Source organism: Streptomyces sp. NPDC052042, from assembly GCF_044548345.1.
Lineage (GTDB): Bacteria > Actinomycetota > Actinomycetes > Streptomycetales > Streptomycetaceae > Streptomyces.
The window spans coordinates 97,022-116,258 of the sequence record NZ_JBIUBU010000001.1 but is presented as its reverse complement, the minus strand read 5'-3'; the positions used below and the strand labels follow the sequence as shown (position 1 = coordinate 116,258).

The window sequence follows — 19,237 nt, the reverse complement described above, 5'->3', positions numbered from 1 at the left end:
CCACGGATGGCGGAACGGCACTGCGGCGGGCCCGGCCCCCGACGGGGTGTCGGCGTCCCGCGGGGGATGGCCGGGGGCGTGCAGAGCGCGAGGCCGCGGGGCTGGATTAGGTGACCCTAAGTGATGAAGCGCACCGTAGATCGTTTCGGACCGTGGTTGTCAGGGCCGGATTAATTACGCAACAATGGCGTTGTGAAAAACGGCGAGACCAAGCGGGAGACACCCCAGGAGGACCTCGCGACCGGTGAGCGTTCCACGCGGAACCGGGTCGCGCGTTCCATCCTGGACCACGGCCCGTCGACGGTCGCCGAGCTGGCGAAGCATCTCGGTCTCACCCAGGCCGCGGTCCGCCGCCATCTCGACGCACTCTCGTCCGACGGCGTCGTCGAAGCCCGTGAGCAGCGGGTTTACGGGGCACGGACGCGTGGCCGCCCGGCCAAGGTGTTCGCGCTGACCGACTGCGGACGGGACGCCTTCGACCAGTCCTACGACAAGCTCGCGGCGGACGCCCTGGGATGGATCGCCGAGACCTCGGGCGAGGCCGCGGTGGCCGCGTTCGCCCGGGCCAGGATCGCGGCCCAGGCCGAGGCGTACCGGGCGGCGGTCGAGGCCGCGGACCCCGGTTCGCGCACCAAGGCGTTGGCCGAGGCCCTGTCCGCCGACGGGTACGCTGCTACGGCGCGTAGCGCGCCCGGCCCGCAGCAGGGCGAGCAGTTGTGCCAGCACCACTGCCCGGTCGCTCATGTCGCCGAGCAGTACCCGCAGCTGTGCGAGGCGGAGACGGAATTCTTCTCCAGCCTTCTCGGTACGCATGTGCAGCGTCTGGCCACCATCGCCCACGGCGACGAGGTGTGCACGACGTACATTCCGCGCGGCGGCCACCGCACAGCACCGAAGACCACTCATTCAGCAACTGCAAGCAAGGCCGGGAGGAACCCCGCATGACGCTCCCCACGGAGACCACCCACCCTGAACTCGAGGGGCTGGGCAGGTACGAATACGGCTGGGCCGACTCCGACGCGGCCGGCGCCGCGGCCAAGCGCGGGCTCTCGGAGGCGGTCGTCCGCGACATCTCCGCGAAGAAGAACGAGCCCGAGTGGATGCTGAAGCTGCGCCTCAAGGGCCTCAAGCTCTTCGACAAGAAGCCCATGCCCACCTGGGGCTCCGATCTGTCGGGCATCGATTTCGACAACATCAAGTACTTCGTGCGGTCCACGGAGAAGCAGGCGGCGTCCTGGGAGGACCTGCCCGAGGACATCAAGAGCACCTACGACAAGCTCGGCATCCCGGAGGCGGAGAAGCAGCGCTTGGTCGCCGGTGTCGCCGCGCAGTACGAGTCGGAGGTCGTGTACCACCAGATCCGCGAGGACCTGGAGAAGCAGGGCGTCATCTTCCTCGACACCGACACGGCGCTGAAGGAGCACCCGGAGCTCTTCAAGGAGTACTTCGGCACCGTCATCCCGGTCGGTGACAACAAGTTCGCCTCGCTGAACACGGCCGTGTGGTCCGGCGGCTCGTTCATCTACGTGCCCAAGGGCGTCAACGTCGACATCCCGCTCCAGGCGTACTTCCGTATCAACACGGAGAACATGGGCCAGTTCGAGCGGACGCTGATCATCGTCGACGAGGACGCGTACGTCCACTACGTCGAGGGCTGCACCGCCCCGATCTACTCCTCCGACTCGCTGCACTCCGCGGTCGTCGAGATCATCGTGAAGAAGGGCGGCCGCTGCCGCTACACCACGATCCAGAACTGGTCGAACAACGTCTACAACCTGGTCACCAAGCGGGCCGTCGCCTACGAGGGCGCGACCATGGAGTGGGTCGACGGCAACATCGGCTCCAAGGTCACGATGAAGTACCCGGCCGTCTACCTGATGGGCGAGCACGCCAAGGGCGAGACCCTGTCCATCGCCTTCGCGGGCGAGGGCCAGCACCAGGACGCCGGCGCCAAGATGGTCCACATGGCGCCGAACACCTCCTCCAACATCGTCTCCAAGTCGGTGGCGCGGGGCGGCGGACGCACCTCCTACCGCGGTCTGATCGAGATCGGCGAGGGCGCCCCGGGCGCGAAGTCCAACGTGCTCTGCGACGCGCTGCTGGTCGACACGATCTCGCGCTCCGACACCTACCCGTACGTCGACGTCCGTGAGGACGACGTGTCGATGGGACACGAGGCGACCGTCTCCAAGGTCTCCGAGGACCAGCTCTTCTACCTGATGAGCCGCGGCCTGACGGAGTTCGAGGCGATGGCGATGATCGTGCGCGGCTTCGTCGAGCCGATCGCCAAGGAACTGCCGATGGAGTACGCGCTCGAACTCAACCGGCTGATCGAGCTGCAGATGGAGGGTTCGGTCGGCTGACCCGGCCCGACGACCGAATCCCCGGACACTTCACTGAGAAAGCGAGCACTACGACAGCCATGGCTGAGGCTCAGAACTCCCCCACTCTCGGCTCCGCACGAGCGGGGGGACCCCTTCCGGCGGGATCCACCACCACCGGATCCATCGCGGTGGCCGCCGAGTCGACCGTCGCCACGCGCATGAGCGCGCCGCCGTCCTACGACGTCGCGGACTTCCCGGTCCCGCACGGCCGCGAGGAGGAGTGGCGGTTCACCCCGCTGGACCGGCTCCGCGGACTGCACGACGGCACGGCGGTGGCCACCGGCGGCGGTGTCAAGGTCGCCATCGAGGCCCCCGACGGGGTCACGGTCGAGACCGTCGGCCGTGACGACTCCCGGCTCGGCCGGGCCGGTGTCCCGGTGGACCGCGTCGCCGCCCAGGCGTACTCGTCGTTCGAGCAGGCGTCCGTGGTCACGGTCCCCAAGGAGGCCGTGCTCACCGAGCCGATCCGGATCGCGGTGCACGGCGAGGGCGGCGTGGCCTTCGGCCACCAGGTCGTCGAGCTGGGCGCCTTCGCCGAGGCCGTCGTCGTCATCGACCACACCGGTGACGCGGTGCTCGCAGCCAACGTGGACTACGTCCTCGGCGACGGAGCGAAGCTCACCGTCGTCTCCGTGCAGGACTGGGACGAGACCGCGGTCCACGTCGGCCAGCACAACGCCCTGGTCGGCCGGGACGCCTCGTTCAAGTCGATCGTCGTCACCTTCGGCGGCGACCTCGTCCGCCTCCACCCGCGCGTCAGCTACGCGGGCACCGGCGGCGAGGCCGAGCTGTTCGGCCTCTACTTCACCGACAAGGGCCAGCACCAGGAGCACCGTCTCCTGGTCGACCACAACACCCCGCACTGCAAGTCCAACGCCGCCTACAAGGGCGCGCTCCAGGGCGACGACGCGCACGCGGTGTGGATCGGCGACGTGCTGATCCGGGCCGCCGCCGAGGGCACCGACACCTACGAGATGAACCGCAACCTGGTCCTCACGGACGGTGCGCGCGTCGACTCCGTGCCGAACCTGGAGATCGAGACGGGCGAGATCGTCGGCGCCGGCCACGCCTCCGCGACCGGCCGGTTCGACGACGAACAGCTCTTCTACCTGATGGCCCGCGGCATCCCCGCCGAGGAGGCCCGCCGGCTCGTCGTGCGCGGCTTCTTCGCCGAACTCGTCCAGCAGGTCGGCCTGCCGGACGTCGAGGCGCGGCTGCTCGATCGGATCGAGACCGAGCTGAAGGCGTCCGTCTGATGGGATTCGTCAGAGTATGCGCGCTCAGTGAGCTGGAAGAGGACACCCCGAAGCGGGTGGAACTCGACGGCGTTCCGATCTCCGTCGTCCGTACCGAGGGCGAGGTGTTCGCGATCAACGACATCTGCTCGCACGCGAACGTCTCGCTGTCCGAGGGAGAGGTGGAGGACTGCATGATCGAGTGCTGGCTGCACGGCTCCAGCTTCGACCTCCGCACCGGCAAGCCGTCCAGCCTTCCCGCGACGCGCCCCGTCCCCGTATACCCCGTCAAGATCCAAGGGGACGATGTGCTCGTCTCCGTCATCCAGGAGTCCTGAGTCACCCATGGCAACGCTTGAAATCCGCGACCTGCACGTCACCGTCGAGGCCGACAACGCCACGAAGGAGATCCTCAAGGGCGTCGACCTGACCGTGAAGCAGGGCGAGACCCACGCCATCATGGGCCCCAACGGGTCCGGCAAGTCCACCCTGGCGTACTCGCTCGCGGGTCACCCCAAGTACACGGTCACCAGCGGTTCGGTGACCCTGGACGGCGAGGACGTCCTGGAGATGACCGTCGACGAGCGCGCCCGTGCCGGCGTGTTCCTCGCGATGCAGTACCCCGTCGAGGTCCCCGGGGTCTCGGTCTCCAACTTCCTGCGCACCTCCGCCACCGCCGTCCGCGGCGAGGCGCCCAAGCTGCGCACCTGGGTGAAGGAGGTCAAGGAGGCCATGGAGCAGCTCCAGATCGACCCGGCCTTCGCCGAGCGCAACGTCAACGAGGGCTTCTCCGGGGGTGAGAAGAAGCGCCACGAGATCCTCCAGCTGGAGCTTCTCAAGCCGAAGGTCGCGGTCCTCGACGAGACCGACTCCGGTCTGGACGTCGACGCGCTGCGGATCGTCTCCGAGGGCGTCAACCGGGTCCGTGAGACCGGTGAGGTCGGCACGCTGCTGATCACGCACTACACCCGGATCCTCCGTTACATCAAGCCCGACTTCGTGCACGTCTTCGCCAACGGCCGGATCGCCGAGTCCGGCGGCGCCGAGCTCGCCGACAAGCTGGAGGACGAGGGCTACGAGGCATACGTGAAGGGGGGCGCTTCCGCGTGACACAGCTGCCGGGCCTCCTCGACACCGAGGCGATCCGCAAGGACTTCCCCCTGCTGGATCGCACGGTCCACGACGGGAAGAAGGTCGTCTACCTGGACAGTGCGGCGACCTCGCAGAAGCCGCGCCAGGTCATCGACGCGCTCAACGAGTACTACGAGCGGTACAACGCCAATGTGCACCGCGGCGTGTACACGATCGCGGAAGAGGCCACAGCGCTGTACGAGGGCGCCCGTGACAAGGTCGCCGCGTTCATCAACGCCCCCAGCCGCGACGAGGTGGTCTTCACCAAGAACGCCTCCGAGTCGCTGAACCTCGTGGCCAACATGCTCGGCTGGGCCGACGAACCCTACCGGGTGGACCGCGACACGGAGATCGTCACCACGGAGATGGAGCACCACTCCAACATCGTGCCCTGGCAGCTGCTCGCGCAGCGCACCGGCGCGAAGCTGAAGTGGTTCGGCATCACCGACGACGGCCGTCTCGACCTGTCCAACATCGACGAGATCATCACCGAGAAGACGAAGATCGTCACCTTCACCCTGGTGTCGAACATCCTGGGCACGGTCAACCCGGTCGAGAAGATCATCCGCCGTGCCCAGCAGGTCGGCGCGCTGGTCTGCATCGACGCCTCGCAGGCGGCCCCGCACATGGTGCTCGACGTGCAGGCGCTCCAGGCCGACTTCGTGGCCTTCACCGGTCACAAGATGGTCGGCCCGACCGGCATCGGCGTGCTCTGGGGACGGCAGGAGCTCCTGGAGGACCTGCCGCCGTTCCTCGGCGGCGGCGAGATGATCGAGACCGTGTCGATGCACTCGTCGACGTACGCCCCCGCGCCGCACAAGTTCGAGGCCGGTACGCCCCCGATCGCCCAGGCCGTCGGCCTCGGCGCGGCCGTGGACTACCTCTCGGCGATCGGCATGGAGAAGATCCACCGCCATGAGCAGGCGATCACCGAGTATGCGGTGAAGCGGCTGCTGGAGGTCCCCGACCTCCGGATCATCGGACCGGCGACGGCCGAGGACCGCGGCGCCACGATCTCCTTCACGCTCGGCGACATTCACCCGCACGACGTGGGCCAGGTGCTCGACGAGCAGGGCATCGCGGTCCGGGTCGGACACCACTGCGCACGGCCGGTCTGTCTGCGGTACGGAATTCCCGCGACGACGCGAGCGTCTTTCTATCTGTACTCCACGCCCGCCGAGGTCGACGCCCTGGTGGACGGCCTGGAGCACGTACGGAACTTTTTCGGATGAGGGACGAGCGGCTGGGGTTGACTGGTGAAGCTTGATTCCATGTACCAGGAAGTGATCCTGGACCACTACAAGCACCCCCACGGGCGCGGCCTGCGGGACGGCGATGCCGAGGTGCACCACGTCAATCCGACGTGTGGCGACGAGATCACTCTCCGGGTGAAGTACGACGGCGAGACCATCGTCGACGTGTCGTACGAGGGTCAGGGCTGCTCCATCAGCCAAGCCAGCGCGTCCGTGCTGAACGACCTGCTGGTCGGCAAGGAGCTGGGCGAGGCGCAGAAGATCCAGGAGACCTTCCTGGAGCTGATGCAGTCGAAGGGCCAGCTGGAGCCGGACGACGCGATGGAGGAGGTGCTGGAGGACGCGGTCGCGTTCGCCGGCGTCTCCAAGTACCCCGCCCGGGTGAAGTGCGCGCTGCTGAGCTGGATGGCGTGGAAGGACGCGACGGCGAAGGCGCTGTCCGAAGGGAAGACGGCATGAGCGAGAACACGGTGACATCCGAGGAGACCCCGGTGGGCAAGCCGGCCACCGAGGAGGAGGTCCGCGAGGCCCTGTACGACGTCGTCGACCCCGAGCTGGGCATCGACGTCGTCAACCTGGGGCTGATCTACGGCATCCACATCGACGACGCCAACATCGCCACCCTCGACATGACCCTGACGTCCGCGGCCTGCCCGCTGACCGATGTCATCGAGGACCAGGCGAAGTCGGCGACCGACGGAATCGTCAACGAACTGCGGATCAACTGGGTCTGGATGCCGCCGTGGGGTCCCGACAAGATCACGGACGACGGGCGCGAGCAGTTGCGCGCGCTGGGCTTCAACGTCTGATTCCCACGTCGGGCTTCAACGCCTGATCCCGCCACGTCGCGCACCCGTACGGCGTCGCGCGGTGCCGTGTCGCGCGGTGCCTCACGGGTGCCGCACGGCACCCGTGCCGATGAACGGCCCCCGGTCCGCACCGGGGGCCGTTCGCGTGGTGTGGTGGCCGAGTGCGGCGTGCGGGTCCCCCTCGACGGGGGTGTGGTCGGTGTGCACCGTAGTGGCGGTCAGCCGGGGCACGGCGTGGATGAGGGCGTGCTCGGCGGCGACGGCGATGCGGTGGGCTTCGACGACGGTCAGGCGGGGATCGACGACGATCTCGGCCTCGGCGCGCAGTTCATGGCCGATCCACCGCATCCGCACCTGCCCGGTGCCGAGCACGCCCTCGACGGCTCGCAGGGCGGTGTGGGCCCCGGTGACGAGTGCGGGGTCGACGGAGTCCATCAGACGTCCGTAGACCTCGCGGGCGGCGTCCTTGAGGACCATCAGGATGGCCAGGGCGATGAGCAGGCCGATGACGGGATCGGCGGCGCGCAGGCCGAGTGCGGCGCCGCCCGCGCCCAGCAGGACGGCCAGCGAGGTGAAACCGTCGCTCCGGGCGTGCAGGCCGTCGGCCACCAGCGCGGCGGAGCCGATGCGGCGCCCCGTGCGGATGCGGTAGCGGGCCACCCACTCGTTGCCGAGGAAGCCGATGAGGGCGGCGCCGGAGACGGCCCACAGATGGGTGACGTCGCGGGGATGGACCAGCCGGTCGACCGCCGTCCAGGCGGCCAGGACCGCGGACGCGGCGATGGTCGCGACGACGAGGACGCCGGCCAGGTCCTCCGCACGGCCGTAACCGTAGGTGTAGCGGTGGTTGGCCGCCCGCCGGCCGAGGAGGAAGGCGATCCCCAGCGGGACGGCGGTCAGTGCGTCGGCGGCGTTGTGCACGGTGTCGCCGAGCAGGGCCACCGACCCCGACAGGGCGACCACGGCGCCCTGCGCGACGGTGGTGGCGCCGAGGACGGTCAGCGAGATCCACAGCGTGCGCATGCCCGCGCGGGACGCCTCCATCGCCGCGTCGACCTTGTCGGCGGCCTCGTGGCCGTGCGGCGCGACGAGACGCACGAACCGGTGCCGCAGGTGCGCCGCGCGGGAGACACCACGATCGGGCGGGGGTCCGTCCGCACCATGCGTGTGGCGGTGGCCGTGGTCTCGGCCGCGCCCGTGCCCACGGTCCTGCTCGTGGCCGCGTCCGTACTCGTGTCCGCGGACTTGCCCGCGCCCGGGTGCGTGGCCGTTCCCGTACCCGTGGTGGTCATCCGCGTGCGTGTGCCGATTCCCCGCCATGCGGTTCACGGTGGCATACGGATCCGAATGCGGCTACAGCCGTCGTACCACCTGTGACCAGGTGCGATTGCCTCGCAACAGCACTGCGGGCGCGTCTGGGGCCCGCTGCCCCGGGCCGCCCGGGGCAGGGCGGCGGACCCGGACCACGAGGGGTGGGAGACGTCCGGCGCCGGTTCACCGTTGGCGGCCGACGGCGCGGCGCGGCCCCGGCCCCGGACGAGCCGGTCCGGGGCCGGACGGGGAGATGCCGGGTGGTGCGGGCCTCCTCGGTGGGGGAGGGACGCGCGTCGCCGGCCTCGGGTCTGGTCAGTGCGGACCGTACGCGCCGGACGTCCCGCCGTACGACGGCGTGGCCGCCGCCTCGGCCAGGGCCGGGCCCAGGTTCTCCGTGCGGATGCGCCGGTCGACGTAGAGGAGTCCGAGCACCAGCTGGGGGAAGGTCGCGGAGACGAACTGGCCGACCAGTTGCCCGAGCATCATCATCACCGAGTAGCCGCTCATGGCGAGGACGACCGAGGCGGGGTTCGGGTCCTCGCTGAGGCCGGCACTGCCGAGGACACCGGAGAAGATGCCGAGGAACGAGAACGGCATCTGGATCATGTAGTTCGCCACCGCGGCCATGGCGAAGCCCAGCAGACTGATCCCGAAGATCCGCCACCAGTCGCCGCGCACCAGCTGGGAGGAGCGCCGCAGGGCCGCCACCGGGCGCCGCCCCTCGAAGACCACCGTCGAGGGGGCCAGACTGAACTTCACCCAGATCCAGGCGGCCAGCGGGGCGGTGGCGAGGGCCCCCAGGAAGCCGAGCGCCGTCCACAGCACGATGACGTCGGAGCTGCTCGACAGGGTGATCACACTGACCGTGAAGGCGATGAGACCGGCCACCGCGAGCGCGAGAGGGATCATCAGGGCCAGGGACATGATGATGACCGTCCCGATCAGCGACGGCACCCGGGACCAGGCCCGGCGCCAGACCGCGGAGAAGGACGTCGGCCTGCCCAGCACCGCCTCCTGGAGGACGACGGGCACCGCCGCGTGGACCAGGGACGTCGCGAGCACGAAGCAGACCATGCCGATCAGCCAGATGGCGCCCAGGCCGCTCATCACCGGTATGACGTCGCCCCGTGCCGGGGTCTCGTCGGCACTGAGCGCGAGGAGCCTGTGCAGGTGGTCGCCGACCATCGCGTACGCGATCACGGCCGTCACCACCACGGCGGCCAGCGCGCCGCCGTACGCGGTCGCGCCGATCCCGAGCAACTGCTTCCAGTGGCGCCCCAGCGTGCTGAAGGCGCCCCCGAGTATGTCTGCGAGCTTCAGGGGCGCCAGTGGTATCACCCCGGGTTTCGGCGGCGGTGCCCAGCCGCCCCAGCCCGGTGGCACCCCGTAGGGCGCTCCGCCGTAGGGGGCCGAGCCGGCCCACCCCCAGTCCTGCGTCACTGCTGCTCCGTGGTGTGTGTCGTGTCCATTGCCGTCGTCCGCGGCAGTCGGGACACCGTAGCGTCCCGATGGCGCGAAGTCGTCGTGTCCGGGGAGGAGGGGCGATGCGTACACTCGTACACATGGGTTATGGACTGCTCGCCGCCGCGATCGTGGCGGAGGTCGCCGGCACGACCGCCATGAAGTACAGCGAGGGCTTCACCCGCCTCTGGCCCTCGCTGATCACGGTCGTGGGCTACGTCACCGCCTTCACGCTGCTCGCCCGCGCGTTGAAGACGCTCTCGATGGGCACCGCCTACGCGATCTGGGCCGGTATCGGCACCGCCGCGGTCGCCTCCATCGGCATGCTCTTCCTGGGGGAGTCCGGCGGCGCGGTCAAGATCGCGGGCATAGGGCTGGTCATCGCCGGAGTGGTGGTGCTGAACCTGGGCGGGGCCCACTGATGACACGCCGGTACGACCCGAGGCGGCGCGACCGCATCATCGACGCCGCGATCCGCGTGGTCGGCGCCAAGGGCATCGCGGGGCTCAGCCATCGCTCCGTCGCCGCCGAGGCCGATGTGCCGCTGGGCTCGACGACCTATCACTTCTCCTCGCTGGACGAACTGCTGATCGCGGCGCTGCGCCGGTCGAACGAGAACCTCGCCCAGCTCATGAGGGAGAGCCCGGCCCTCGCCGATCCCGCGGCCGACCTCGCCGGGGAGTTGGCCCGGCTGCTGGGCTTGTACTTCCGCGGGGGGCGGGGGAGAGCGGAGCTGGAGTACGAGCTGTACCTCGCCGCGCTGCGCAGGTCCGCGCTGCGGCCCGTCGCCGCCGAGTGGACCGACGGCATGGCCGACCTGCTCTCCGGGCGCACCGATCCGGCCACGGCGCGGGCGCTGATCGCGCTCATGGACGGGATCTGTCTGCAGGTGCTGCTCGTCGGAGGGGAGTACGACGAGGCGTACGCGCGGGAGATGCTGGGGCGCGTCGTCGGCTGACCGCCCTCCGGACCCGGTGTCCGTCGTACGGCCGCCGGTCCGTCGCCGGACCGGCCCGCGGGCCCCGGGTGCCACGGTCGGTTCCCTGAGAGACACAGGGCGGACGCCGGGGCGTCGAGGGGTCCGGCCCGGCACGGGTACGGGCTCGTCGGGGCGTGCGGCGCGGGCTTCCGGGGGTGCCGTGACCACGCGGCGAGACCGGTTGGCTCCAATCGCTCCCGCACGGTTAGGTTTCGTACATGAGCGATACGACTTCTCCCCGCACCACCGGCGCCGTCGCCGCCGGCCTCGCCACCATCGCCGGCGACGGTTCCGTTCTCGACACCTGGTTCCCCGCTCCCGAACTCGCCGACGCCCCCGGTCCGGCCGGAACCGAACGGCTCACCCCCGACCAGGCCGTCAACCTCCTCGGCGAGAGTGCCGCCAAGGCCATCGGAGTGGACGCCCGCCGCGGTGTCGAGATCGTCGCCGTGCGCACGGTCATCGCCTCGCTCGACGACAAGCCGCTCGACGCCCACGACGGGTACCTGCGCCTGCACCTCCTCTCCCACCGCCTCGTCCGGCCGCACGGCCAGAACCTGGACGGTCTCTTCGGCCTCCTCACCAACGTCGCCTGGACCTCGCTCGGCCCGGTCGCCGTGGACGACGTGGAGAAGGTACGGCTGAACGCCCGCGCCGACGGCCTGCACCTCCAGGTCACCTCGGTCGACAAGTTCCCCCGGATGACGGACTACGTCATCCCGAAGGGCGTCCGCATCGCCGACGCCGACCGGGTCAGGCTCGGCGCGCACCTGGCCCCCGGCACCACCGTGATGCACGAGGGCTTCGTCAACTTCAACGCGGGCACGCTCGGCACGTCGATGATCGAAGGCCGGATCTCCGCGGGCGTCGTGGTCGGCGACGGTTCCGACCTCGGCGGCGGTGCGTCCACCATGGGCACCCTCTCCGGCGGAGGCAAGGAGCGCATCGTCATCGGCGAGCGCTGCCTGATCGGCGCCGAGGCGGGTGTCGGGATCGCGCTCGGCGACGAGTGCGTCGTCGAGGCCGGGCTCTATGTCACGGCGGGTACGCGCATCTCGATGCCGGACGGCCAGATGGTCAAGGCCCGCGAGCTCTCCGGTGCCTCGAACATCCTCTTCCGCCGCAACTCGGTCACCGGTGCCGTCGAGGCCCGCCCGAACAACGCGGTCTGGGACGGGCTCAACGACATCCTGCACAGCCACAACTAGCGCTGCTCCCGGCAACGTCTGCCCCGTCGCGCCGCCCGGCACGCGCGCTCGCCGCGTTGGCCAAAAGCCCACGTAGCCCGGCACTAGGGCTTCCGGCCGCCTTGCGATCGCACGCACCGGACGACGCTCCTTCCGGGCAAACATTGCCGGTCATGGCTAGCGCCGCTCCCGGCACCGGTGCCGCTCCTCGTACCGGTGCGTGGAGCCGCGAGCGATTACTCGGATGCCTCCCGCAGCTCCTCGTACGCCTTCCGCAGCCCGTCGGCCGCCGCGCGCCCGGCGGGCTGCAGCGGTTCCCGGACCGGTCCGGCGTCGAGCAGTGCCTTCGCGGTGACCGTGCCGGGCAGTCCGGATGCCATCATCAGCTCGGTGAGGGGGATGGTCAGCCGGTTGAGCCGGGCGGCCTCCGCGGTGTCCCCGGCGTCGAACGCGTCCAGGACCGCCCGCAGTTGCCGCGGTGCGACGTTGGCGACCGTGCTGACATAGCCCACCGCGCCCACCGCGTACAACGGCAGGTTCAGTTCTTCGCAGCCCGAGTAGTACGCCAGCGAGGTCGCGCCGATCGTCTTCGCGGAGCCGGGCAGGTCGTAGGCGCAGTCCTTCACGGCCACGATGCGCGGGTGCTCGGCGAGCCGCAGCAGGGTCTCCGGCTCGATGCGGGTACCGGTGCGGCCGGGGATGTCGTACAGCATCACCGGCAGGCCGGTCGCGTCGGCGATGCTCCGGAAGTACGCCTCGACGGCGGCCTGCGGCGGCTTGCTGTAGTACGGCGTCACGACCAACAGCCCGTCGACGCCCGCCCGTTCGGCCTGCCGGGCGAGTGCGATCGCCTGCCGGGTGTCCGGGCCGCCGACCCCGGCGACGATCGGCACGGCATCGCCGACCGTCGCTCTGACGGCCCGCAGCAGCGCGGTCTTCTCGGTATCGGTGGTGGTCGGTGACTCACCGGTGGTGCCGCTGAGCACCAGGCCGTCGCAGCCGTCGGCGGCCAGCGTGGCGGCGTGCCTCGCGGCGGCGTCCGGATCCAGGGCGCCGGAGGCGGTGAAGGGCGTGATCATGGCGCAGAGCGCCCGGCCGAAGGGGGCCGCGTGGGTTGCCGGGGTCGTCATGCCTGAAGTGTCGGCCGGTCGGACCGTGAAGGTCCACTTAGTTCTTCTTGGGGGGAATGAGAAGAGGTGCTGAACGGTCGGAGCCGGGGAACCCGGGGGGTCCCGTAGCGCTCCGGCATCATCGAACGCCTGAGGGCTGTCCCTGGGCGACGGGCCGAGGCGGGGGCGGGTGAGTGACCGTGGGGGCGGGTACCGGGGGACGGCGGCCGGGGGCCGCCGCGCTCAGGGCACTCATGACGGCGCTGGGCCTGGGGTTCTCGGGATGCGCCGGGTTCCCCGGCCCCCGGACTGGGGGCGCCAACGTTTCCACTGGAAGGCAGTGACGTACGACTGTTCGACGAGTTGAACATGACCTCCTGGCGGACCGATCGGGCGTAGCGGCGGCCGGCCGTGCACCGGCCCGTGGAGGCCCAGGGTCAGCGTCGCGCCATGTAGAGCGTGAAGGCCCGGTGGAGCAGCTTGTTGACCGGGTAGTCCCATTCGCCGACGTACTCGGCGGCCCGGCCGCCGGTGCCGGTCTTGAAGCGCAGCAGGCCCAGCAAGTGGTCGCCCTCGTCCAGGGTGTCGGTGATGCCCCGCAGGTCGTAGACCGCCGCGCCCCGTTCGTGCGCGTCGTTCAGCATGCGCCACTGGATCGCGTTGCCGGGCTGGACCTCGCGCTTGCGAGCGGTCGAGGCGCCGTAGGAGTACCAGACGTGGTCGCCCACGGTCAGCATCGTCGCGGCGGCGAGTGTCTCGCCCTCGTGCTGGGCGAGGTAGAGCCGCATCCGGTCGGAGTCCTCGGCGCGCAGTGCGGTCCACATGCGCTGGAAGTAATCGAGCGGGCGGGGAAGGAAGCGGTCGCGCACGGCAGTCTCGCGGTACAGCTCGTAGAAGACCGCCAGATCCTCGTAGCCGCCCTCGACGACCTTGACGCCCGCCTTCTCCGCCTTCTTGATGTTGCGCCGCCACTGCTGGTTGAGGCCGCCCCGGATCTCCTCCAGCGACCGCCCGGCCAACGGCACCTGGAAGACGTACCGGGGCTGCCCGAGGGCGAAACCGTCCTGGCCGTCCTCCTCGCCCCGGCGCCAGCCCAGGGCGCGCAGCCGATCGACGAGTGCGGCGGCCCGCGGGTCGTCCGCGTCCGCCGGTACGTCGCGCAGCCGCCGGACCGCCGGGTCTGCGACGGCTTCCTTGACGGTCCCGGCATCCCAGTACCGGGCGACCACCGGCGGCCCCATGCGCACCGCGAACGCGCCCCCCGCCTTCAGATACGCCAGCATCGGCTTCAGCCACCGCCCCAGGTCGGGGTCGCGCCAGTCGATGACGGGGCCCTCCGGCAGATAGGCCAGCGTGCGCTTCGTGCGCGGGATCGGCCGGTGAAGCACGAGCGCCGCCCCGGCGAGCTGCGCACGGCCGGTGCTGTCCGGCTCGAACCAGCCGATGCTCTCCGCGCGCCAGTCGGGCTTCACCTCGCCCCACGACGGAACCTGCATGTGGCTCACGGAGGGCCGGCACGCGACGAACGCCAGATGCTCCTCGCGAGTGATCGACCTGATATGCGGGTTCATGCGGTACTCCGATCATCTTCCGGTGGTCGCGCCCGTCGGCCCAGCCGGTCCGGCCGGCCCTGCGGCCCGAGCGGTCCTCCCCGGCGCCGTCGGCCGCCGGTTCCCGTGCTCGTGCCGGTTCCCCGGTTCGGGGGCGGAGGTGGGCTCCCCGCCTTCCCGTGGCGGGGGCGTCGTTGATCTCAAGCGTGCTTGACGTAGCAGTCTGCCCGTCGGCGGCGCACCGCACGGGTGCGCCGGGTCGGGAGGACCCGTGATGAGTGTGCGCTTCGAATCCCGTCCCGGCCTTGCCCGCGATGAGGTCGGACTGGTCGAGGCGAGCACTTGGGACGTCGGCACTCCGGAGCGCCGACGGCGGACGGTCGAGGCGATCCGCGGGGCGTGGGACGGCCGGGCGTGGCCGCATCCGGGGCTGCCTTCGTGCACCGTCCATACCGGTGAGGACGGAAAGGCCCTGTTCCACTACACCCAATGGAGTGAGGAGCAGGCGTACCAGGACTTCTTCCGACACGGCGACTTCTTCCGACACGGCCGGGACGGGCGCGACGCGGACATCGCCGCCACCGTGCCGGGCATCCGGCGGCTCGGGCCGCGCGGCCTCGTGCCGTACCGGCCGCGGCGGCGGACGAGCACGGGAGGTCCGCGGGCGGCGGGGAGACGGTGGCGGAGGCGGGCGTGGCCGAGGTCTCCGAGAGCGCCCGCGTGCGTTAATTCCTGATGGGGACCCGGCAGTTGTCAAGGGCCTCCGGGGGTGCCACCGCCGTCCTTCCGGTGAACCGGGCGGCATCGGACGAAATGCGTCTACGCTTGAGCCGCCTGACCCGGTACGACCTGTACGCCCGAGGAGAATCACCAGATGTCCGCAGCGCGCCCCGTCCTGCCGCCCGTACGGCTGCACACCGAAGCCGAGCTGGCGCGGGACGCGCTCGCCGCGCCCCTGCTGGCCCGCGCCGTCCAGTTGGCGCGCTGGGCCGGCCCGGAGACCAGGGTCGGCGCCGGCGGCGAACTCGTCGAGGCGCAGTTGCCCGCGGCGGCCGAGCACCTCGGCCTCGCCGCGGACGAGGACGGCGCGGCGGAGGCCGACGAGGCGTGGCGGCTCGCGGTCGACACGGGGCTAGTCGACGTCGAGGACCCGGACGAGGACGCCGGACCGGACGCGGAGGGGACCGTGTCCGCGGGGGAGAACCTTGCGCTGATCACCAAGGGCTCGCCGCAGGACGTCCTCACGATCTGGGTCGACGGCCTGGACGCCGTCTACGCCGACGCCACCGCGCCCTTCATCGAGGACTTGGCCGATCTCGTCTCCGAAGACGGCTCGGTCGATTTCGACGCCCTGGAATGGGATCCGGAGGCCGAGGCGGACTTCCTCGACGGGGTCCTCGGCAACCTGTATCTGCTCACGGTCGGCGACGGAGCGGGTGACGGGGGTGAGGAGACGCCCCCGGTGCCGCTGCCCGCGCTCGCCGCGTCGGTGATCGTGCCGGACGACATGAGCGAACCCACCGACGACATCCTTGAGCAGGTGTCCGAGGCGATGATGCGGCTCGACGACCAGTTCCGGGTCCTCGAACCCATCGGGATCGTCGAATACCAGCCGGTGGACGAGGCACTGCTGGTCGAGGAGGGCGAGGACGGGGGCGCCGACCCGCAGGCCGATGACGAGGACGTCACCCGGTACGGCATGGTGAAGCTGACCCCGCTCGGTCTGTACGGCATCCGGGCCCGCATGCTGGAGGCCGGGGTGGACGCCCCGGCGGTCGGCGATCTCGTGGACAAGGGGGCCGACGCGCTCCTCGGCGGCATCGTCCACTACCCCGAGTCGGCGGCCCGCGCCGAGTGCGAACTGTGGCTGGCCCGTCGCGGTGCGGACGGTGCCGCGGCCGAACTCCTCGCGGCGGCACGGGGCACGGACCAGCAGGCGCCCCTGCGCAGGCTCCACTGCCAGCAGGCCCTCTCCCTGGTCGGACCGGAGGCGGAGCCCGCGGTGCGCGCGGTGCTGGACGACTCCGAACTGGGCGGCCTCGCCCGGGTCTGGCTCGTGGAACTGGGCGCGGCGGACGTACCAGCGCCGCCGGAGTCGATGATCTTCTGGCTCGCCGTCGACACCATCGCGGCCCAACTGGACGCCGAGGGCGACCTGGACGAGCTCAAGGGCCTCGTGGAGAGCCTGGCCGACCGTCACAGCGGCTTCTTCGACGAGGCGTGGCGGGTGGAGCACCCCGCGACGGCGGACGTCCTCGACGTGATGGGTCGGCTGCACGGCGACAAGAAGAAGGCCAAGGAGGCCCGTAAGGCGGCGTTCAAGGCCCGGTCGCGCGCGGGCGCCTGACGGCCCGTTGACTCGTCGGCACGTCGGCCCGCTTCGGTCGGCCGGCGCACGGCCCGGCCGGCGCGCACTCCGCGTGGTGTCGTACGGCCGTCGGCCGGAGGCCGTGGTGGCCAAGGGGCGTCGGCCGAACCGCCACTGACCGACCGGCCGCCGACCGCCCGGCCGAACGGCCACTGGCCGCCGGGTCGGCACGCCGTCGGGCCGGGCCCGTGTGTGTGCGAACCCGTTGGCCCGTGTGACTCGCGGCCCGTGTGGACCCTCCGGTCCGTACGGGCCGCCCGCGTATGTACGGAAGTTCATACGAACGCGCGTGCGTAAATCCCTCGCGTCCGCCGCGGCTTCCCCTCTAGAGTCCTGTCCGTGCCCAGGTGCGCAGGCAGGACCTACTTCCACTCTTAATGGGGAGGCCGCGGGTTCGATTCCCGCCACCGGATCTCGGTCCGGTGTAGCTCAGTGGCAAGAGCGCCATCGTCGGTTCCGCCGAACTGGATCTCTGGGCACCACGGCTGCGTCAGCGATGACGGCAGGCACCTCCCGGTGCGCAGGCTGCGGCTCCTTCCTCAACCGAAAGCGCCGCCGCCGAGTCTGATCTCGGGAGGCACAGAGCCGGGAGGGTGCCCGGTGCGAAGACGACGGATACTTCCCGGATCCGACGGTTGCGGGTTCGAGTCCCGCCCGGCTCAGGCCGGTAGCTCAACTGGGAAGAGCATCGGACAATTCCGTCGCCGCTCCTGACCTCGGGCACCCTCCCGCGCTGTGCCTTCTCCCAAGGAATTCGGGAGAATTCACATGGCACGCTTCAACATCCGCACCAAGTCCCGCAACAGCACGCCCCGTTCGTCCACCTCCCACGCCGTCTCGCCCGTGAGGTCGACCGGGCGGACCGCGCCGAACCACCAGGGCGGCCGAGGGCATCTGCGTGACAAGCGCTCCGAACTCTTCCTGCTCGCGGTCGCCAACTTCGTTTCGCAGCAGACCTTTTACGAGGACGGTGAGCAGCGCGACAACCGCTTCGCCGCACTGGTGCGGACACTCGCCGTCAATGACCCGGAGTGGACCGCCGGCCTGCTCCACTGGCTGCGCCGCGACGGGCAGATGCGTACGGCCTCGCTCGTCGGCGCCGCCGAGTACGTGAAGGCACGCCTCGACGCCGGAGCCGAGGACGGTCCGTCCAACCGGCGGGTCGTCGACTCGGTCCTGCTGCGTGCCGACGAGCCCGGAGAGTTCCTCGGATACTGGACCTCGCGCTACGGCCGTGCCGTGCCCAAGCCGGTCAAGCGCGGCATCGCCGACGCCGTCCGCCGCCTCTACGACGGCAGGTCCCTGCTGAAGTACGACACCGCGTCCAAGGGGTACCGCTTCGGGGACGTCCTGAACCTGGTGCACGCCTCGCCCGATCCGGCCAAGCCGTGGCAGGGCGAACTGTTCCGGTACGCCCTCGACCGCCGCCACCACCCGGAGACGGCCGTGGCGCCCGCCGCCGACCGCACCCTCACGGCGCACCGGGCGCTGATGGAGATCCCGGTCGCGGAGCGGCGTGCCGTGGTCACCGGTGCGGACGGCGCGGACCGGCTGGCCGTCGCGGGCATGACCTGGGAGGCCCTGGCGGGCTGGCTGCAGGGGCCGATGGACGCCGCAGCCTGGGAAGCGGTGATTCCGTCCATGGGCCCGATGGCGCTCATCCGCAATCTGCGGAACTTCGACGAGGCGGGCGTCTCGGACGAGGCCGCCGCGCAGGTGGCGGCGAGGATCAGTGACCCGGACGTGGTCGCCACCTCCCGGCAGTTCCCGTTCCGCTACCTCGCGGCGTACCAGCACGCGCCCTCGCTGCGCTGGGCGCACGCGCTGGAGAAGGCGCTCGGGCACTCGCTGGCCAACGTGCCCGGACTGCCCGGGCGGACGCTCATCCTGGTGGACCGCTCGGGCTCGATGTGGTCGCCGCTCTCGGACCGCTCGCGGCTCAACCGGGCCGATGCCGCCGCCATCTTCGGTACGGCGCTGGCGCTGCGGGCCGAGCAGGCGGACCTGGTTCAGTTCGGTACGGGCAGTGCGCGGGTGCGGTTCCGGCGTGCCGAGTCCGTGCTGAAGGTGCTGCAGCGCTTCGGGGATCTCGGGGGGACCAACACCGCGGAGGCGGTGCGCCGCCACTACCGGGAGCACGATCGGGTGCTGATCGTGACCGACGAGCAGGAGTCGTTCTCCTACCGGGCGGACGCCACGACGGCCGTGCCGCCCACCGTGCCCGTCTACACGTGGAACCTGGCCGGGTACCGGTCCGGTCACGCCCCGTCGGGCGCTGCGAACCGGCACACCTTCGGCGGGCTGTCCGACGCGGCGTTTCGCATGGTGTCGCTGCTGGAGGCGGGCCGGGACGCGCACTGGCCCTGGAGCCGCCCGGAGACGGACGGCGCCTGAGCGCGGCCGAGGGGCGCCGTTCATCCGTGGTGACCGGCGCCCCGGACATCCGTCGGACCGCCG

The 19,237-nt window shown here is 70.8% G+C and carries 17 protein-coding genes and 1 tRNA gene; 14 read left to right on the top strand and 4 right to left on the bottom strand.

Translation table 11 applies throughout. The annotated features are described in order from the left end of the window. Positions 1-192: 192 nt before the first annotated feature. From ACIHCL_RS00530 to ACIHCL_RS00495, 8 genes are read left to right on the top strand one after another with little or no spacing between them, the layout of a single operon-like run. On the top strand, positions 193-945 hold the full coding sequence (locus ACIHCL_RS00530; protein ID WP_399855171.1) for a helix-turn-helix transcriptional regulator: 753 nt from the start codon (positions 193-195) through the stop codon (positions 943-945). Continuing rightward, positions 942-2,363, top strand: coding sequence for a Fe-S cluster assembly protein SufB (sufB, locus tag ACIHCL_RS00525; RefSeq protein WP_399855169.1), 1,422 nt, complete (start codon positions 942-944; stop codon positions 2,361-2,363). The genes ACIHCL_RS00530 and sufB overlap by 4 nt, the downstream gene beginning before the upstream one ends. 59 nt (positions 2,364-2,422) lie before the next feature. Next, on the top strand, positions 2,423-3,640 hold the full coding sequence (sufD, locus tag ACIHCL_RS00520; protein ID WP_399855166.1) for a Fe-S cluster assembly protein SufD: 1,218 nt from the start codon (positions 2,423-2,425) through the stop codon (positions 3,638-3,640). Beyond that, entirely contained in the window at positions 3,640-3,957 is a 318-nt protein-coding gene (locus ACIHCL_RS00515; protein WP_399855163.1) for a bifunctional 3-phenylpropionate/cinnamic acid dioxygenase ferredoxin subunit, read from the top strand. Before sufD ends, ACIHCL_RS00515 begins: the two co-directional genes overlap by 1 nt. Positions 3,958-3,964: 7 nt before the next feature. Further along, on the top strand, positions 3,965-4,729 hold the full coding sequence (sufC, locus tag ACIHCL_RS00510) for a Fe-S cluster assembly ATPase SufC (protein WP_399855160.1): 765 nt from the start codon (positions 3,965-3,967) through the stop codon (positions 4,727-4,729). Beyond that, positions 4,726-5,982, top strand: coding sequence for a cysteine desulfurase (locus ACIHCL_RS00505; RefSeq protein ID WP_399855157.1), 1,257 nt, complete (start codon positions 4,726-4,728; stop codon positions 5,980-5,982). Before sufC ends, ACIHCL_RS00505 begins: the two co-directional genes overlap by 4 nt. A 24-nt stretch (positions 5,983-6,006) precedes the next feature. After that, positions 6,007-6,462: a Fe-S cluster assembly sulfur transfer protein SufU gene (gene sufU, locus ACIHCL_RS00500; protein WP_093899506.1), complete on the top strand. Its 456-nt coding sequence runs from the start codon at positions 6,007-6,009 to the stop codon at positions 6,460-6,462. Continuing rightward, on the top strand, positions 6,459-6,812 hold the full coding sequence (locus tag ACIHCL_RS00495) for a metal-sulfur cluster assembly factor (protein ID WP_399855153.1): 354 nt from the start codon (positions 6,459-6,461) through the stop codon (positions 6,810-6,812). Before sufU ends, ACIHCL_RS00495 begins: the two co-directional genes overlap by 4 nt. An 81-nt stretch (positions 6,813-6,893) precedes the next feature. On the opposite strand, the gene ACIHCL_RS00490 is transcribed toward ACIHCL_RS00495, so the two are convergent. Then, positions 6,894-8,132, bottom strand: coding sequence for a cation diffusion facilitator family transporter (locus ACIHCL_RS00490; protein WP_399855150.1), 1,239 nt, complete (start codon positions 8,130-8,132; stop codon positions 6,894-6,896). A gap of 306 nt (positions 8,133-8,438) precedes the next feature. After that, on the bottom strand, positions 8,439-9,566 hold the full coding sequence (locus tag ACIHCL_RS00485; protein ID WP_399855148.1) for a hypothetical protein: 1,128 nt from the start codon (positions 9,564-9,566) through the stop codon (positions 8,439-8,441). 122 nt (positions 9,567-9,688) lie between these two features. Here ACIHCL_RS00485 and ACIHCL_RS00480 point away from each other — a divergent pair, with 122 nt between their 5' ends. The 3 genes from ACIHCL_RS00480 to dapD all read left to right on the top strand — a co-directional run bounded on the left by ACIHCL_RS00480 (position 9,689) and on the right by dapD (position 11,774). Continuing rightward, positions 9,689-10,009: a DMT family transporter gene (locus ACIHCL_RS00480; protein ID WP_399857055.1), complete on the top strand. Its 321-nt coding sequence runs from the start codon at positions 9,689-9,691 to the stop codon at positions 10,007-10,009. Then, positions 10,009-10,545, top strand: a complete 537-nt coding sequence (locus ACIHCL_RS00475) for a TetR/AcrR family transcriptional regulator (protein WP_399855146.1) — start codon at positions 10,009-10,011, stop codon at positions 10,543-10,545. The genes ACIHCL_RS00480 and ACIHCL_RS00475 overlap by 1 nt, the downstream gene beginning before the upstream one ends. 239 nt (positions 10,546-10,784) lie before the next feature. Continuing rightward, positions 10,785-11,774 (top strand): 2,3,4,5-tetrahydropyridine-2,6-dicarboxylate N-succinyltransferase, encoded by a 990-nt coding sequence (dapD, locus tag ACIHCL_RS00470; RefSeq protein WP_399855144.1) that lies wholly within the window; start codon positions 10,785-10,787, stop codon positions 11,772-11,774. Between the two features lie 215 nt (positions 11,775-11,989). On the opposite strand, the gene dapA is transcribed toward dapD, so the two are convergent. Both dapA and ACIHCL_RS00460 read right to left on the bottom strand, forming a co-directional pair. Next, positions 11,990-12,883 carry a 4-hydroxy-tetrahydrodipicolinate synthase gene (gene dapA / locus ACIHCL_RS00465; RefSeq protein WP_399855141.1) on the bottom strand — a complete coding sequence of 298 codons (894 nt, stop codon included), beginning with the start codon at positions 12,881-12,883 and terminating at the stop codon, positions 11,990-11,992. Positions 12,884-13,299: 416 nt separating this feature from the next. Next, positions 13,300-14,433, bottom strand: coding sequence for a lipid II:glycine glycyltransferase FemX (locus ACIHCL_RS00460; protein WP_399855138.1), 1,134 nt, complete (start codon positions 14,431-14,433; stop codon positions 13,300-13,302). A gap of 853 nt (positions 14,434-15,286) precedes the next feature. On the opposite strand from ACIHCL_RS00460, the gene ACIHCL_RS00455 reads away from it, so the two are divergent. The 3 genes from ACIHCL_RS00455 to ACIHCL_RS00445 all read left to right on the top strand — a co-directional run bounded on the left by ACIHCL_RS00455 (position 15,287) and on the right by ACIHCL_RS00445 (position 19,174). Further along, complete coding sequence (locus ACIHCL_RS00455) at positions 15,287-16,759, top strand: hypothetical protein (RefSeq protein WP_399855137.1); 1,473 nt, start codon at positions 15,287-15,289, stop codon at positions 16,757-16,759. 364 nt (positions 16,760-17,123) lie between these two features. Then, positions 17,124-17,193, top strand: a tRNA-Lys gene (locus ACIHCL_RS00450). Between the two features lie 355 nt (positions 17,194-17,548). After that, a complete protein-coding gene (locus ACIHCL_RS00445) occupies positions 17,549-19,174 on the top strand; it encodes a TROVE domain-containing protein (RefSeq protein WP_399855135.1) in 1,626 nt (541 codons plus the stop codon). Positions 19,175-19,237: the final 63 nt, after the last annotated feature.

What these genes read in the sequence shown, in the direction of transcription:
- sufB (WP_399855169.1), top strand. Translation starts at nt 942, where the DNA reads ATGACGCTCCCCACGGAGACCACCCACCCTGAACTCGAGGGGCTGGGC.
- sufD (WP_399855166.1), top strand. Translation starts at nt 2,423, where the DNA reads ATGGCTGAGGCTCAGAACTCCCCCACTCTCGGCTCCGCACGAGCGGGG.
- ACIHCL_RS00515 (WP_399855163.1), top strand. Translation starts at nt 3,640, where the DNA reads ATGGGATTCGTCAGAGTATGCGCGCTCAGTGAGCTGGAAGAGGACACC.
- sufC (WP_399855160.1), top strand. Translation starts at nt 3,965, where the DNA reads ATGGCAACGCTTGAAATCCGCGACCTGCACGTCACCGTCGAGGCCGAC.
- ACIHCL_RS00495 (WP_399855153.1), top strand. Translation starts at nt 6,459, where the DNA reads ATGAGCGAGAACACGGTGACATCCGAGGAGACCCCGGTGGGCAAGCCG.
- ACIHCL_RS00490 (WP_399855150.1), bottom strand. Translation starts at nt 8,132, where the DNA reads ATGGCGGGGAATCGGCACACGCACGCGGATGACCACCACGGGTACGGG.
- ACIHCL_RS00480 (WP_399857055.1), top strand. Translation starts at nt 9,689, where the DNA reads ATGGGTTATGGACTGCTCGCCGCCGCGATCGTGGCGGAGGTCGCCGGC.
- ACIHCL_RS00475 (WP_399855146.1), top strand. Translation starts at nt 10,009, where the DNA reads ATGACACGCCGGTACGACCCGAGGCGGCGCGACCGCATCATCGACGCC.
- dapD (WP_399855144.1), top strand. Translation starts at nt 10,785, where the DNA reads ATGAGCGATACGACTTCTCCCCGCACCACCGGCGCCGTCGCCGCCGGC.
- dapA (WP_399855141.1), bottom strand. Translation starts at nt 12,883, where the DNA reads ATGACGACCCCGGCAACCCACGCGGCCCCCTTCGGCCGGGCGCTCTGC.
- ACIHCL_RS00460 (WP_399855138.1), bottom strand. Translation starts at nt 14,433, where the DNA reads ATGAACCCGCATATCAGGTCGATCACTCGCGAGGAGCATCTGGCGTTC.
- ACIHCL_RS00455 (WP_399855137.1), top strand. Translation starts at nt 15,287, where the DNA reads ATGTCCGCAGCGCGCCCCGTCCTGCCGCCCGTACGGCTGCACACCGAA.
- ACIHCL_RS00445 (WP_399855135.1), top strand. Translation starts at nt 17,549, where the DNA reads ATGGCACGCTTCAACATCCGCACCAAGTCCCGCAACAGCACGCCCCGT.